General features: G+C 63.8%; 14 protein-coding genes and 2 pseudogenes. 10 read left to right on the forward strand and 6 right to left on the reverse strand.

What is annotated here, in order from left to right:
• Positions 1-79 precede the first annotated feature (79 nt).
• The 3 genes from BLQ09_RS29665 to BLQ09_RS29675 form a co-directional block, all read right to left on the reverse strand.
• Positions 80-703 (reverse strand): NUDIX hydrolase, encoded by a 624-nt coding sequence (locus tag BLQ09_RS29665; protein ID WP_027603137.1) that lies wholly within the window; start codon positions 701-703, stop codon positions 80-82.
• Between the two features lie 314 nt (positions 704-1,017).
• Positions 1,018-1,374: a 6-carboxytetrahydropterin synthase QueD gene (queD, locus tag BLQ09_RS29670; protein WP_003237990.1), complete on the reverse strand. Its 357-nt coding sequence runs from the start codon at positions 1,372-1,374 to the stop codon at positions 1,018-1,020.
• Positions 1,375-1,450: 76 nt separating this feature from the next.
• Positions 1,451-2,530, reverse strand: a complete 1,080-nt coding sequence (locus BLQ09_RS29675; RefSeq protein ID WP_092359606.1) for a patatin-like phospholipase domain-containing protein — start codon at positions 2,528-2,530, stop codon at positions 1,451-1,453.
• Between the two features lie 194 nt (positions 2,531-2,724).
• Between BLQ09_RS29675 and BLQ09_RS29680 the strand changes: the two genes are divergently transcribed.
• From BLQ09_RS29680 to BLQ09_RS29695, 4 genes are read left to right on the forward strand one after another with little or no spacing between them, the layout of a single operon-like run.
• Entirely contained in the window at positions 2,725-3,027 is a 303-nt protein-coding gene (locus tag BLQ09_RS29680; RefSeq protein WP_092359609.1) for a PepSY domain-containing protein, read from the forward strand.
• The gene (locus tag BLQ09_RS29685) at positions 3,027-3,338 is read left to right on the forward strand and encodes a PepSY domain-containing protein (protein WP_027603140.1); all 312 of its coding nucleotides are present in this window, start codon (positions 3,027-3,029) and stop codon (positions 3,336-3,338) included. The genes BLQ09_RS29680 and BLQ09_RS29685 overlap by 1 nt, the downstream gene beginning before the upstream one ends.
• On the forward strand, positions 3,338-4,006 hold the full coding sequence (locus tag BLQ09_RS29690) for a response regulator transcription factor (protein WP_027603141.1): 669 nt from the start codon (positions 3,338-3,340) through the stop codon (positions 4,004-4,006). Before BLQ09_RS29685 ends, BLQ09_RS29690 begins: the two co-directional genes overlap by 1 nt.
• Entirely contained in the window at positions 4,003-5,322 is a 1,320-nt protein-coding gene (locus BLQ09_RS29695; RefSeq protein WP_065939373.1) for a sensor histidine kinase, read from the forward strand. Before BLQ09_RS29690 ends, BLQ09_RS29695 begins: the two co-directional genes overlap by 4 nt.
• A 174-nt stretch (positions 5,323-5,496) precedes the next feature.
• On the opposite strand, the gene BLQ09_RS32075 is transcribed toward BLQ09_RS29695, so the two are convergent.
• Positions 5,497-6,252 (reverse strand): methyl-accepting chemotaxis protein, encoded by a 756-nt coding sequence (locus BLQ09_RS32075; protein ID WP_371263343.1) that lies wholly within the window; start codon positions 6,250-6,252, stop codon positions 5,497-5,499.
• A gap of 102 nt (positions 6,253-6,354) precedes the next feature.
• A pseudogene (locus BLQ09_RS32080) lies at positions 6,355-7,698 on the reverse strand (HAMP domain-containing protein); the annotation flags it as partial.
• Positions 7,699-7,882: 184 nt separating this feature from the next.
• Here BLQ09_RS32080 and BLQ09_RS29705 point away from each other — a divergent pair.
• The 6 genes and pseudogenes from BLQ09_RS29705 (at position 7,883) to BLQ09_RS29725 (ending at position 13,574) form a co-directional block, all read left to right on the forward strand.
• On the forward strand, positions 7,883-9,202 hold the full coding sequence (locus BLQ09_RS29705) for a Na+/H+ antiporter family protein (RefSeq protein ID WP_166655334.1): 1,320 nt from the start codon (positions 7,883-7,885) through the stop codon (positions 9,200-9,202).
• A 61-nt stretch (positions 9,203-9,263) separates the two neighbouring features.
• Positions 9,264-10,085: pseudogene (locus BLQ09_RS32085) on the forward strand (cache domain-containing protein); the annotation flags it as partial.
• Positions 10,086-10,187: 102 nt separating this feature from the next.
• A complete protein-coding gene (locus tag BLQ09_RS32090) occupies positions 10,188-10,943 on the forward strand; it encodes a methyl-accepting chemotaxis protein (RefSeq protein WP_370671271.1) in 756 nt (251 codons plus the stop codon).
• A 101-nt stretch (positions 10,944-11,044) separates the two neighbouring features.
• Positions 11,045-11,713 carry an RraA family protein gene (locus tag BLQ09_RS29715; protein WP_092359612.1) on the forward strand — a complete coding sequence of 223 codons (669 nt, stop codon included), beginning with the start codon at positions 11,045-11,047 and terminating at the stop codon, positions 11,711-11,713.
• Positions 11,710-12,369, forward strand: a complete 660-nt coding sequence (locus tag BLQ09_RS29720; protein ID WP_092359614.1) for an RraA family protein — start codon at positions 11,710-11,712, stop codon at positions 12,367-12,369. The genes BLQ09_RS29715 and BLQ09_RS29720 overlap by 4 nt, the downstream gene beginning before the upstream one ends.
• Positions 12,366-13,574, forward strand: coding sequence for a pyridoxal phosphate-dependent aminotransferase (locus BLQ09_RS29725; RefSeq protein ID WP_092359616.1), 1,209 nt, complete (start codon positions 12,366-12,368; stop codon positions 13,572-13,574). Before BLQ09_RS29720 ends, BLQ09_RS29725 begins: the two co-directional genes overlap by 4 nt.
• On the opposite strand, the gene yegQ is transcribed toward BLQ09_RS29725, so the two are convergent.
• Complete coding sequence (gene yegQ / locus BLQ09_RS29730; RefSeq protein WP_092359619.1) at positions 13,571-14,890, reverse strand: prephenate-dependent tRNA uridine(34) hydroxylase TrhP; 1,320 nt, start codon at positions 14,888-14,890, stop codon at positions 13,571-13,573. The genes BLQ09_RS29725 and yegQ overlap by 4 nt on opposite strands.
• Between the last annotated feature and the right edge of the window lie 4 nt (positions 14,891-14,894).

The following is a 14,894-nucleotide window of genomic DNA, read 5'->3' on the forward strand; positions in this document are numbered from 1 at the left end:
AACAGGCGGGGAACGCAGGCGGGAGTGTTCGCTGTGCCCAGTCGGGCACGAAAGCGGTGCAGCAGTGATACAAATTGGATCAGTCGAACAGCGTCTGCGTGGTCTCGCCGCGATGAAAGGCGAACGCCGCCTCCAGATCACTTTCGATGGTGCGTCCACGGGACAGCGGCGGTAGCTCGTCCAGGCTGAAAAAGCCCACCTCGGTGGTCTCGAACCCGGCCACCGGCGCCAGTTGATCCACCCGTTCACACAGGAAATACAACTTGTAGAAATCCCGCACATCCGGCCGGTACAACCCCTTGGCCTTGTGGGTGACGCTATACAGCGCCCGCGCAGTAACGCTCAGCCCGGCTTCCTCGCGAATTTCCTTGATGATGTTTTCCGCCGCCGACAACCCGATATCGGCATAACCACCGGGCAGCGCCCAGCAACCGTCGGTGGCCTCGCGCACCAGCAGAATCCGCTCACCCTCGATCACCGCGCCACGCACGTCGATCATCGGCGTCGAATAGCGCTGGGCGAAATCCGACACCAGCCCGGTGATGCGCTCCAGGGGCACATTGCCCAGCTGCGCCAGCATGCTGTGGGCAATCTCGGCGATTTCTTCCAGGCGTTCGCGCTCGAAATCATCGGTGCAAAAGTGCAGCCCCGTGGAGGCCAAGGCTTGCAAGCGTTTGGCCTGGGCCAGCCAGGTAGTTTCCATGGACATCTCCTCGGTCGCGAAGAAGGGCAAGGGTGGAAGGGGGCTACGGGAGGCACAAAAAAACCACCGCAAGGGTAATGCCGATCAGTTAAGAGATAGAACGGGCAAACAGTAACCTGTGGCGAGCGGGCTTGCCCCGCGTTGGGCTGCGCAGCAGCCCCAATAAGAGCGCTGCAGTGTGCCAGGCAGGTCCGGGACTGTGTTTTAGGGCTGCTGCGCAGCCCAACGCGGGGCAAGCCCGCTCACCACAGTTACAGTGTTCCTCCTTAACTGACTGGCATTAACCGCAAGAGTGGTTTTTTAACAGTGCAGGCTTACTCGCCGCGATAGATGCAGCCACTGGTGCAGGTCTCGTGGATACGGATCGCACTGAGCTCCGGCAGCAGCGGCTTGAGTTCAGTCCAGATCCACTTGGCCAGCACTTCGCTGGTAGGGTTTTCCAGGCCTGGGATGTCATTGAGGTAGTTGTGGTCGAGGCGTTCGTAGAGCGGCTTGAAAATCGCCTTGATCTCCGAGAAGTCACGAATCCAGCCGGTATGGGGGTCCAGGTCGCCACTCAGGTGGATCGCCACCTTGAACGAATGCCCATGCAGGCGCCCGCACTTATGGCCTTCCGGTACGTGGGGCAGGCGGTGGGCGGACTCGAAGGTAAACTCTTTGAAGATTTCCACAGTATTTTCAGCTCGGTCAGGTATCTGGCAGGCGGCGAGTTTAACAGCTTGATCCCATGCCGCGCATACCGCTGGGTCAAAGCGCCTGCAAGCGCTCGCCAAGGCCACCGTTATCGGCCAGTTGCAGAAACTCATCCCCCAGTCGCCGGCTCTCGCTCATCGCGGTTTGCCAGTACTTGTTGCGGCTCGGGTCGTCGCCCATGAAGCGCTTGAAGTCGCTGCGGTCCGGCAGTTTGCCGTGGGGCAGGCGGGCCAGGTAGTCCCTGGATGGCGCCAGCAGCAACACATCCTGCAAGCCGTGCGGGTTGCTGCGCCGCCATGGCAGGCCCTTGTCGAACCAGCCGGGGATGACCCGGTCGGTGAAGTGCGGGTACAGCACGATGTCGTCGCCGTGGTAGGGCAGGTCGAGGTGGTAGTCCAGCAGGCCGCCGTCGCGGTAAGTGCCGGTGCCGGCTCCGGGCAGGTCGCGCACGCCTTGCATCACCATGGGGATCGACCCGGACGCCAGCAGTGCCTGGCGCAGGTTGCCCATGTCCAGCGCAAGGAAGCGCGAGGGGAAATCCTTCAGCGGGTGCACCGGCGGTGCCTGGCGCGGGTCGTGGATGATCAGCCGCTCGAAATGCCGCGCCAGTCGCGCACGGCCGCGCAGGTTGTCGGCAATCACCGAGGACAGGCCCAAACCCAGGCGCCCGCGGTGGTCATCGGCGAGCAGGCCGTGGCTCTTGACCACCATGATGTTCAGCCGGTAGTCGGGGTTGTCCAGCACCCGTGCATCGCGGCCGGCCAGCAGGTCGTCGAGCATGCGCTGGCAGCTGCGGCTGACTTCGGCCATGGTCACGCCTTTGGCAAAGCGTTGTTCGTTGTACAGGCGGCCGAGGTCCAGCAGGCCTTGCACCGGGTCGGGCAGGCAGGCGCTGGCAAACCGCCAGGAACCGATCGATGCGCCGATCAACGCCCGCTCCCGCGGTGCGCGCGGCAGCCAGTCGCCGAACAGCGCCAGGTCCAGGCCCTGGATTCCCAGCGCCTTGGGGCCGCCGGCCGCACCGGGAAGGGTGCCGACATCCGCAGGCTTGAGGCCCTCTTCGCGAATGCGCGCAAAGGCGCGTTTGCCGGCCTTGAGGGTCAGGGCGGGGAACTTGATGTGGATGGCTGTCATACCGGTCTCTGTTGAAGCGAGGTGCAGGTGCAAGCGTGCTCGCGAAAAACGCTAACGATACCGCGTGAATCCTGAATAAGCATCGTAGCCTGTCGCGGCTGCTGGAAATTGCCATGGTGGCAATTCAGTTTCAGTTAAGTTGCAGCCGCTACCGTGGCCGGTGTAGGAAAAACATCGTGTAACGGAGACTCATCATGAAACGCCTCACTGCTCTGGTCGCCGCCGCTATCATCGCCTCCACGGCGACCCAGGCCGGAGCCGTGGACCCCGACAAACCACTGACCGTGCCCGCCACTGTTACAATTGTCGCGTTCGACCAGCTCGAAGCCACAGCCCAGGCCCTGCACCCCGGTTCAATGCTGTTGGACACCGACCTGGACGAGGCTTACGGCAAGTATGTCTATGAAGTCGAACTGCAAGATGCCGACGGCATTGAATGGGAGGTCGAATTGGACGCGCTCACCGGGCAGGTTCTCAAGAATCATCAGGATACGTAATGAAGGTAAATTTACGCGCCGGCAGTCGAGTGGCGTTGGTGCTGGTGGTGTTCTGCTCAGGCTTGCAGGCCCGCGACCTCAACCAGGACGAAGCCTTGGCGCTGCGCCAGCAGGGGGTGATCCTGCCTCTGGAGCAACTGTTGCAGCAGGCCATGGCGCGGTATCCCGGCTCGCGCCTGCTGGAAGCCGAGCTTGAGAAAAAGCATGGCCAATATGCCTACGAAGTGGAACTGGTGACCACCGACGGCGTGGTGCGCGAGATCAAACTCGACGCCACCAACGGTGTACTGATCAAAGATGAGGAAGACTGATGCGCCTGCTCCTGGTGGAAGACAACGTACCCTTGGCCGATGAACTGCTGGCCGGCCTGCAGCGCCAGGGTTATGCCGTCGACTGGCTGGCCGACGGCCGTGACGCTGCGTATCAGGGCCGCAGCGAACCCTACGACCTGATCATCCTCGACCTCGGCCTGCCCGGTTTGCCCGGCCTTGAGGTGCTGGCGCAATGGCGCGCCGCCGCACTGGCCACCCCGGTGTTGATCCTCACCGCCCGCGATTCCTGGGCCGAGCGTATCGAAGGGCTCAAGGCCGGTGCCGACGATTACCTGAGCAAACCCTTTCACCCCGAAGAGCTGCACCTGCGCATCCAGGCGCTGTTGCGCCGCTCCCACGGGCAGGCCAACCAACCCACCTTGCAGGCTGCCGGCCTGCACCTGGACGAAGGCCGCCAGTGCGTGCTGCGCGATGGCGACGAGATCCAACTGACCGCCGCAGAATTTCGCCTGTTGCGCTACTTCATGTTGCACCCCGAACAGATCCTCTCGAAAAGCCACCTGGCCGAGCACCTGTACGACGGCGAGACCGAGCGCGACTCCAACGTGCTGGAAGTGCACGTCAACCACCTGCGCCGCAAACTCGGGCGCAGCGTGATCGAAACCCGGCGCGGCCAGGGTTACCGGTTTGGCGCCAGCCCTGCATGAAGTCGATTCAGCGCCGCCTGAGCCTGGGCCTGATCAGCGTGATGGTGATCGTCGGCGTGGTGCTGGCGCAAACCAGCCTGTGGTTGTTCGAGGCCGGTTTGCAACGCTACCTGGAAGCCGGGTTGCGCAACGATGCCGAGAACCTGCTGGTCGCCCTGGTACGCGGGCCCAACGGTGTGCAACTGGATGAGCAGCGCCTGTCGCCGGCCTACCAGCGGCCGTTTTCCGGGCATTACTTCCGCATCGATTTTGCCGACACTCACTGGCGCTCCCGTTCGCTGTGGGACCAGGAATTGCCCCGACTGCCCGAGGCCGGGCTCAAGGGCAACCTGCAATTGGGCCCCGAAGGCCAGCAATTGCTGGTGCTGCGTTCGGACTACAAGCGCTTTGGCCAATCGATTTCCATCAGCGTGGCCCAGGACTACACCCCGGTGCGGGAAAGTTTTCGCCTGATGCGTCGGATCGGCCTGGTGTTGGGGCTGGCGGCACTGCTGCTGGTGTTGTTTTTGCAGCGAGTCACCGTGCGTCGTGCCTTGCGCCCGCTGGAAAACGCGCGTAACCAGATCGCCCAACTGCAACAAGGCCAACGCTCGCAACTCGACACCCAGGTGCCGCTGGAACTGGAGCCACTGGTCGCCCAGATCAACCACCTGCTGGCCCACACCGAAGACAGTCTCAAACGTTCGCGCAATGCCCTCGGCAACCTTGGGCATGCGCTGAAAACCCCGCTGGCGGTGCTGTTGAGCGCCGCCTCGAGCGAGGCGCTCAAGGATCACCCCGAACTGAGCAAACTGCTGCGCGAGCAATTGGAGCAGGTGCAACAACGCCTCAACCGTGAACTCAATCGCGCCCGGCTGGCCGGCGAGACCCTGCCGGGTGCCTTGTTCGACTGTGAACAAGAACTGCCCGGCCTGCTCGCCACCTTGAACATGATCCATGGCGAACACCTGGACCTCAGCTACCACGTCGCGCCGGGCCTGCAATTGCCCTGGGACCGCGAGGATTTGCTGGAGCTGCTCGGCAACCTGCTGGACAACGCCTGCAAATGGGCGGATGCGGAGGTGCGCGTGAGCGTCAGCGAGACGCCCCACGCTTACCTGCTGGCGGTGGAAGATGACGGTCCCGGGATTCCCGAGGCCCAGCGTGACCAGGTCTTCAGCCGCGGTGCACGCCTGGACGAACAGATCGACGGCCATGGCCTGGGGCTGGGGATCGTGCGCGACATTGTCGAGGTGTGGGGCGGGGTGTTGCAGTTGCAGGAGAGCGAGCTGGGCGGGCTCAAGGCGCTGATCGAGTTACCCAAACGCCATGGCTGACACACCGTAGATCAAAATGCGGCAGGGGGCTTTCTGTGGCGAGCGGGCTTGTGGAATCGTCGCACCGCCCGCGTTGGGCTGCGCAGCAGCCCCAATGGATCTCCAGTGAACCCGTCGGGGGACAAGCCCCCTCGCCACAGTAAGCCCCTCCCACATTGGACTTGTCTTCGACCCTCAGACGCGGAACTGGTCCATCAACCCCTGCTGCTGATTCGCCAGGCTGTTCAACGCCTGGCTCACCCGCGCCGACTCATTGGCCTGTTCCGACAACGACTCGGTCACATCGCGAATGGTCGCCACATTGTGGTTGATCTCTTCGGCCACCGCGCTTTGTTCTTCGGCGGCGCTGGCGATTTGCAGGTTCATGTCGCTGATCACCGTGACCGCATCGCCGATCTGGCGCAGGGCGGTAACGGCCTCGCCGACCTGTTCGACACTGCCCTGGGCCTGGCGATAGCTGTTGCCCATGGAGCCGACGACCTCTTCGGTGCCGCTCTGCAATTGTTCGATCACCAGGCGGGTTTCCTCCACCGACTCCTGGGTCCGCCGTGCCAGGTTGCGTACCTCGTCGGCGACTACGGCAAACCCGCGGCCGGCCTCACCGGCGCGGGCGGCTTCGATTGCCGCGTTGAGCGCCAGCAGGTTGGTTTGCTCGGCGATGCCGCGAATCACTTCGAGCACGGAGCCGATCTTCTCGCTGTTGGCGGACAAGCCTTCGACCTGGGCCATGGCGGTGCTCATATCGGCCGCCAGTTGGCCGATGTTGGTGGTGGTGCGGTCGATCACTGTCAGGCCGTCGCGGGTAGCCTGGTCGGCATCCCGCGCGGCATGGGCCGCCTGGGCGGCGCTGCGGGCCACGTCCTGGGCGGTGGCGCTCATTTCGTGGGAGGCGGTGGCCACCTGGTCGACCTGGCGGTACTGCTGCTCCATGCCGGCGCTGGTTTGCGTCGCAATCGCGGCGGACTGGTCGGCGGTGCCACGGGCGTCCTGCACCGAGCGTTTGACTTCGGCAATGATGGGTTGCAGCTTGTCGAGGAAACGGTTGAACCAGCCGGCGAGCTGGCCCAGTTCGTCCTGTTTGTCATACGCCAGGCGGCGGGTCAGGTCGCCTTCGCCGCTGGCGATGTCTTCAAGCATATGGGCCACGCCGAGGATCGGTCGGGTCACGCTGCGGGCCATCAGCCAGACCAGGATCAGGCCGATCACGGCGGCCAGCAGGCCCAAGCCCAATTCCAGCAGGGTGCCGCGGGTATTATCGGCGTCCATCTGGGCCTTCAGTGCTTCAGCCGGCCCCATCAGGACTTTTTCCGGTACATCCAGCAATACGCCCCATGGCTTGCCGTCGGGAATCGGCGCGAACGGCGCCAGCACCTTGAGTTGATGGTCGGTGCGCAGGCTGCGGGTCTGTGTCCCGCCGGCCAGGGCGCTGATCAATTGCGCGCCGTTTTGCCTATCGACCTGATCCAGGCGTTTGCTCAACTGGCTGGCGTCCGCGCTGTAGCCGGCAAGCAGACCGGTGGGGCTGAGGATGCTGACCTGGGTCTGGCCGTCATACAGCTTCTGGCTGGCCTGCTGGCTCACGGCCTGCAGGCTGTTGAGGTTGATGTCCACCGACAGCGAAGCGATCACCTTGCCATTGACCGTCAACGGAAACACGATGCTGGTCATCAGCACGTTTTGCCCGTCGATCACATAAAAGTACGGTTCGATCACACACGGCTTGAGGGTGCTGCGCGGGCAGGTGAACCAGGCGTTGGCCGGTTCGCCGCTGGGGCCGACGCGGGTGTCGGACATGTCGCTTTCCGGCAGTGCCATCGACGTCAGCGTGCCCGGCGTCGGCTGCGACCAGTACAGGGCGAAGCGGCCCTTGTCATTACTGCCCAGTTCGGCCTGGCCGGCGAACAACTCATCCTTGCCATCCAGCGCATTGGCTTCGAATACCAGGGACAGCCCCAGCAGTTCCGGGTTGGCCTGCAGGGCGGCCTTGACCTGGCGGGTCAGGTCTTCGCGGGTGTCAAAGGCGTCGAGGAAGCGTTTTTCGGCTTGCTCACGCAGGAACAGGACCTGGCGGGAAAACCCGTGCCCATATTGGTAGGCGTCCATGAATTGCCGGCGGATGCCCGCGGCCTGCACCTCACCTTGGGCCTCGATGCGAGCCTGGGCCGCTTCATCGAGCATCTGCATGCTGGAAGCCTTGACCTGCTCGGAACTCTGCGCCATGCGGTACAACGACAAACCCACCAGCAGGGTCACGATCCCCAGCAGGCACAGGCCGGCGAGCAGGGTGATTTTCCATTGAATGGAGAGCTGTCTGAGGGACATCGGCACATCCTTACCTGAAAACACATAGAGCCCGGTTATCGGCCGATCTGGCATTTTCTTTATTCAAACGATCAATTTAAACCTGAAAGCGGCGCCGCTTTTTGACATGGGGCGCGACCTGCTGCACAGTGCGCGCCCTCTAATAAGACCTCCTTCAAGCCTGCACGCCGGCTGCCATCCGATGGCCGCCCGGGCGCGGGCATGCCTGTTTTGTATGTTTCTGCTTGAGGTAACCATGATTAACGCAGTCATCGCCGCGGTCGGCACCATGCTGGTACTCAGCCTGTCCCGCGTGCATGTGGTCATCGCCATTATTGTCGGCGCCCTGGTGGGCGGCCTGACCGGTGGCCTGGGCATCGAGGCCACGCTCAAGGCGTTCAACGGTGGCTTGGGAGGGGGGGCGACCGTGGCCTTGTCCTACGCTTTGCTCGGCGCTTTCGCCGTGGCGATTGCCAAGTCCGGCCTGGCCCACGCCCTGGCGGACAAGGCCTTGCTGCTGGTCGACCGTCAGGAAGCCAGCGGCGGCAACCACGTCAAATGGTTGCTGATCGGCCTGCTGTGGGTGGTCGCGATTGCGTCGCAGAACATCCTGCCGATCCATATCGCGTTTATCCCGTTGCTGGTGCCGCCGCTGCTGTATGTGCTGACCAAATTGCAGTTGGACCGCCGCCTGATCGCCTGCGTGATGACCTTCGGCCTGATCACGCCGTACATGTTCCTGCCGGTGGGTTTCGGCAATATCTTCCTCAACCAGATCCTGCTGGCCAACGTGGCCAAGAGCGGCGTGGACATCAGCCAGGTCAACGTCACCCACGCCATGAGCCTGCCGGCGCTGGGCATGGTGGTCGGGTTGCTGGTGGCGGTGTTTATCAGCTACCGCAAGAAGCGCGTGTATGACCTGGAGAAAATCGAGCGGGTCGAGCAAGTGGCGGTGCAGTACAACCCCCTGACCCTGCTGGTGGCCGGCCTGGCGATTGCCTCGGCGTTCATCATCCAGTTGTGGCTGGACTCCATGATCATCGGTGCCCTGGCCGGGTTCCTGATCTTCTCGGTCTCGGGCATCGTGCGCTGGCGCGACACCGACGACCTGTTCACCGAAGGCATGAAGATGATGGCGATGATCGGCTTCATCATGATCGCCTCGTCAGGCTTTGCCGAAGTGCTCAAGGCCACCGGCGACGTACGCTCGCTGGTGGAAACCTCGGCGGCGTTCATCGGCCATAGCCGTGGGGTGGGGGCGTTGTTGATGTTGCTGGTGGGGCTGCTGGTGACCATGGGCATCGGCTCGTCGTTTTCCACGGTGCCGATCCTGGCGGCGATTTTCGTGCCGCTGTGTGTGCAACTGGGCTTCAGCCCGCTGGCCATCGTGTGCATCGTCGGTACTGCCGGGGCGCTGGGTGATGCCGGTTCGCCCGCCTCGGACTCCACCCTCGGCCCGACCTCCGGCCTGAATATCGACGGCCAGCATCACCATATCTGGGACACCGTGGTGCCGACGTTCCTGCACTACAACCTTCCGTTGCTGGCGTTTGGCTGGCTGGCGGCGATGACGCTCTGATCTACAGATTCACAGGCGCTGGCCGATAACCTCTCAAGTCGCCCAATAAGAGAGAAAAGCCATGCGTCTGAGCCTGAAGGCCAAAGTCCTGTCCCTCGCCGTTGTGCCGGTGTTGCTGTTCGCCGTGGTCATCAGCCTGACCACCGTGTGGATCCTCCAGGGCCAGGCGCGCAACGAGGTGGATGAAACCCGCCAGCGCCTGCTCAACAACGCCAAGGCCACCCTGCAAAGTTATGTGGAAGTGGCCATGACCACCATCAAGCCGCTCTATGACGCGGCCGCCCCCGGCGATACTGCGGCGCGGGCCGAGGTGGTCAAGCTGCTGTCCAACACCAGCTATGGCAAGGACGGATACTTCTTCGGCTACGACTCCGAGACCATCCGCCTGTTCAAAGGCAACAGCCCCGACGGCGTGGGCAAGAGCTTCAAGGACAACCGTGATCCCAACGGTGTCTACGTCAACCGCGACCTGGTCAAGGTCGGCAAGGACGGCACCCACTACCTGCAATACAGCTCGACCCAGCCCGGCCAGACCGAACTGGTGCCCAAGATGGGCTACACCGAATACCTGCCCAAGTGGGACATGGTTATCGGCACCTCGGTGAACCTGGATGGCATCGAAGCCCAGGTGGCGGTAGTCGAAGCCAAAGTGAAAACACGCATGGAAGGCGTGCTGCTGAGCATCCTCGGCGTGGCCGTGGTGGTGTTGCTGGTGATCGCCGCCGTCGGCATGCTGCTGGCCAACACCATTTTGCGCCCGCTGCATTTGATGAAAGCCAACCTCGACGACATCGCTGCCGGTGAAGGCGATTTGACCCGCCGCCTGGCCATCACCAGCCAGGACGAACTGGGCGACCTGGCCGGCGCGTTCAACCGCTTTGTCGACAAGATCCACGGCCTGGTGCGCCAGATCACCGAGATGACCACCCAACTTACCGGCCTGGTCAGCCAGGTGTCCGACCAGGCCCAGCGCTCGGAGCAGGCCATGGAACGCCAGCGTCACGAGACCGACCAGGTGGCCACCGCCATCAACCAGATGTCCTCCGCAGCGCAAGAAGTGGCGCGCAGTGCCCAGGGCGCCTCCGTGGCCGCGCAACAGACCGATGCCGAAGGCCAGGCCGCCAAGCGCGTGGTGGACGGCAGCATTGCGCAGATCCATGCGCTGGTGAATGACATCCGCAGCAGCGGTGTGTCCCTCGACAGCCTGCAGCAGGACGTGTCGTCGATTGTCAGCGTGCTCGGCGTGATCCGCTCGATTGCCGAACAAACCAACCTGCTGGCCCTCAACGCGGCGATCGAGGCCGCGCGGGCAGGGGAGGCCGGGCGCGGTTTTGCCGTGGTCGCCGACGAGGTGCGCGCCCTGGCCAGCCGCACGCAAACCAGCACCCAGGAAATCCAGGGCATGATCGACCGCCTGCAAAAAGGCACCGAGGCGGCCGTGGATGCCATGCGCCGCTCCAGCGATGCCGGCGACGGCACCTCGGCCAAGGCCAACGAAGCCGGGGCGTCCCTGGACACCATGGCCCAGTTGATCGGCACCATCAACTCGATGAACGCGCAGATTGCCAGCGCCGCCGAAGAACAGACCGCCGTTGCCGAAGAGATCAACCGCAGTGTGCATCAGATCGCCGTGGCGGTGGACAGCGTGGCCGATGAAACCCAGTTGGGCGCCCAGACGTCGCGCAGTCTGGCGGACCTGGGCCAACGCTTGGGCCAATTGGTCGGCCAGTTCAGGATCTGATTCTCATAGGTTGAGCGTATGGTTATCCACCGTTAATACGAATATACCTATCACCGCCCCTCAGTGAGACTTGAGCCCCACTCACCACAGGGGCTCACCTCATGCTACTTCCCGACCCGCTTCAGCGCCTGGCTGAACTCGACACCAATACGGTCTCCGACGCACTGGATTTCCTGCAACTGCCGGGCGCAGTGGTGGGCATCCGCCCATTGTGGGACTGCCCCAAGGTGGTGGGCCGGGCCAGCACGGTCAAGCTGGCGCCCAAGACTGACGCCGCGCCCGCCGTGCACCTGATTTCCCCGGTGATCGACGCGATCACCACCGACGACCGTGTGCTGGTGATCGCCGGTGGGCTGGAGGGGATCTCCTGCTGGGGCGACATCATCGCCAATGCCGCCGTGGCCAGGCGCATTCGTGGCTCGGTGATCGACGGTTGCAGTCGCGATATCGACGGCAGTGCGTCCATCGGCTACCCGGTCTATGGCCGTGGCGTGACCATGATCAGCGCGCGCAACCGGGTGGTGCAGGTCGATTCCGGCGTCACTGTCAGCGTGGGCGGTGTGAACGTGTCGGAGGACGACTTCGTGATTGCCGACCGCTGCGGCACGGTGTTCATCCCCGCTGCCGTTATCGAGCAGGTGTTGGACCTGGGTGAGCGCATCGCCGCCCGTGAAGCCGGCATGGTCGAGGCCGTGCGCAGCGGCCGCTCGGTGGCCGATGTGATGCACGACAGCCATTTCGAAGCCATCCGCGTGGAGCCTGCCCGATGAACGATCAACACCTTGTCGCCCTGTTTGCCGGGCTCGATACACCGGGTGTGTCGGATGCCCTGGATAAACTCGGGATTGCCGGCCAATGCCTGGGCATCGCACCGCTGGATAACTACCGGGGCACCGTGGTGGGCCCGGCGTTTACCGTGCAATACGTCCCGGCGAGTATGCCGCCGGGCTCGGTCGGTGACTTTATCGAAGACGTGCTGCCGGGGGATGTGGTGGTTATCGCCAACGCCGGGCGCAGCGATTGCACGGTGTGGGGTGACATCATGACCCAGTACGCAGGCAGCCGGGGCATTGCCGCTACGGTGATCGACGGGGTGTGCCGGGATGTCAGCAAAGCCCTCGGCGATGGCTATCCGTTGTTCACCAAGGGCCGCTACATGCGCACCGGCAAGGACCGTGTGGAAGTGCTGGCGGTGAACCAGCCGGTGGCGATCAGCGGCGCGCGCGTGTGTGCAAGGGACATTGTGGTGGCCGACGCCAATGGCGTACTGGTGGTGCCGCGTGCCCGTGCCGAGGAGGTCGCGCTTACGGCCCGGCAGATCGAGGCGGTGGAAGCCCGGATCCGCGCGCAGATCGAGGCCGGCAGGACACTCAGGCAGGCGCGTGAGTCTTTGGGCTATCACACCTTGCAGAGGAAGGACGCATGACCATTGAACGCCTGAACACGCGCCTGGCCCAGGCCCGACCGTCTGCCACCTACCGTATCATCGACCGCGTGGCCGCACGCCGCGCCGAGGGCGCAAGCATCATCTCGTTGTGTGCCGGGGAGCCGGATTTCGACACCCCGGAACACATCCGCCAGGCAGGTATCGATGCGATCCGCAACGGCCATACGCGTTACACCCAGGTCGCCGGAGTGCGAGCGTTGCGTGAAGCGGTGGCGCAGAAGTTCCGTCGCGAAAACGGCTTGGACGTCAACTGGCAGGACACCCTGGTCAGCAACGGCGGCAAGCATGTGATCTACAACGCCCTGGCCGCCACCTTGAATGCAGGCGACGAGGTGATCGTGCCCGCGCCGTATTGGGTCAGCTACCCGGAAATGGTCGAACTGTGCGGCGGTACCGCAAGGATTTTGCCGTGCGCCGCCCGGCAGGGGTTCAAGCTGACCGCGGCGGCGCTGGAGCAGGCGGTCACCCCCCGCACGCGCTGGCTGATCCTCAACTCACCGTCCAACCCGACCGGCGCCGTGTACAGCCGGCTGGAGTTGCAGGCCCTGGCGCAGGTGCTGTTGAAACATCCCCATGTGCTGGTGCTGGCGGACGATATCTACGAGCACTTGCTGTTCGGCGGGCAAACCTTCCACACCCTGGCGCAAGTCGAGCCGCGCCTGGCGCCACGGGTGCTGACCATGAATGGCGTGTCCAAGGCCTATGCCATGACCGGCTGGCGCATCGGCTTCGCCACCGGCCCGCGCTGGTTGCTGGCCGCCATGGAAAAACTCCAGGGCCAGCAGACGTCGGGGGCCAGTGCGATTTCCCAGCAGGCCGCGATTGCTGCATTGACCGGCCCGCAGGACTTTATCCAGCAGTCACGGGCGTTATTCGAGCAGCGCCGTGACCTGGTGGTGGCCTTGCTGAACGCCAGCCCGGGGCTGGAATGCATGAACCCGGACGGTGCGTTCTATGCCTTTGCGTCCTGCGCCGGCCTGCTGGGCCGCACCACGCCGGCCGGCAAGCGGCTGCATACCGACGAAGACGTGGCCGATGCCTTGCTCGACGAAGCCCATGTGGCCGTGGTGCCCGGCAGTGCGTTCGGGCTGGCGCCGTACCTGCGCATCGCCTACGCGTTGGACGACGCTTCGTTGCGCCAGGCCTGCGAGGCGATCCACCGGTTCTGCGCTGCGACCCGTTAGACGTCGCGCATCAGCAAACCGAAGCGCAGGTCCATTTCGGTCGGCAGGGGCACATACACCGTGTGTCCATCTCCCGGCGCCACATCGATGGCTTCACCCTTGGCGCTGTGCAGGCTGGCCAGGTCAAAGTGGAAGTTGCCGGCGGGGGTCATCAGTTCCAGGTGATGACCCACGGCAAAGCGGTTCTTCACCTTGACCTCGGCCAGTTCGCCGCGGCGCTCGCCGGTCAATTCGCCGACAAACTGCTGGCGCTCGGACACTGAGCTGCCGTTCTGGTAATTCTGGTATTCGTCGTGCACGTGGCGGCGCAGGAAACCTTCGGTGTAGCCGCGTTGGGCCAGGGATTCCAGGTCGGTCATCAGGTTGCGGTCAAACGCACGACCGGCCACGGCATCATCGATTGCCTGGCGGTACACCTGGGTCGTGCGGGCGCAGTAGAAATGCGATTTGGTGCGGCCTTCGATCTTCAGCGAATGCACGCCCATGTGGGTCAGGCGCTCCACATGCTGCACGGCGCGCAGGTCCTTGGCATTCATGATGTAGGTGCCGTGTTCATCTTCGAAGGCGGGCATCTGTTCGTCGGGGCGGTTGGCTTCCTGCAGCAGGAACACCTGGTCGGTGGGCGCGCCGATCCCCAGTGTGGGTTCCGGTTGATACACCTGGACAATATCGCCCGTGGCGTTTTCCACCGCCGGGGTGGCCTGGTATTTCCAGCGGCAGGCGTTGGTGCAGGTGCCCTGGTTGGCGTCACGTTTATTCATGTAGCCCGAGAGCAGGCAGCGCCCGGAATAGGCCATGCACAAGGCACCGTGGACGAACACTTCCAGCTCCATGGCCGGCACCTGCTGGCGAATCTCGCCGATTTCTTCCAGGGACAGCTCCCGCGACAGGATCACCCGGCAAATCCCTTGCTGCTGCCAGAACTCGACGCTGGCCCAGTTCACCGTATTGGCCTGCACCGACAGATGGATCGGCATCATCGGGAAGTGCCGGCGCACCAGCATGATCAGGCCCGGGTCGGACATGATCAGCGCATCCGGGCCCATGGCGATCACCGGGGCGAGGTCCTTGAGGAAGGTCTTGAGCTTGGCGTTGTGTGGCGCGATGTTCACCACCACGTAGAACCGCTTGCCCAGCGCGTGGGCTTCCTGGATGCCGAGCGCGAGGTTGGCGTGGTCGAACTCGTTGTTGCGCACCCGCAGGCTGTAGCGCGGCTGGCCGGCGTAGACCGCGTCGGCGCCGTAGGCGAAGGCGTAGCGCATGTTTTTCAGGGTGCCGGCGGGGGCGAGCAGTTCGGGGGCAAGGACGAGAGGCATGGGG

This window comes from Pseudomonas sp. NFACC25 (assembly GCF_900100935.1).
In the GTDB taxonomy this organism is placed as follows: Bacteria; Pseudomonadota; Gammaproteobacteria; order Pseudomonadales; family Pseudomonadaceae; genus Aquipseudomonas; species Aquipseudomonas marginalis.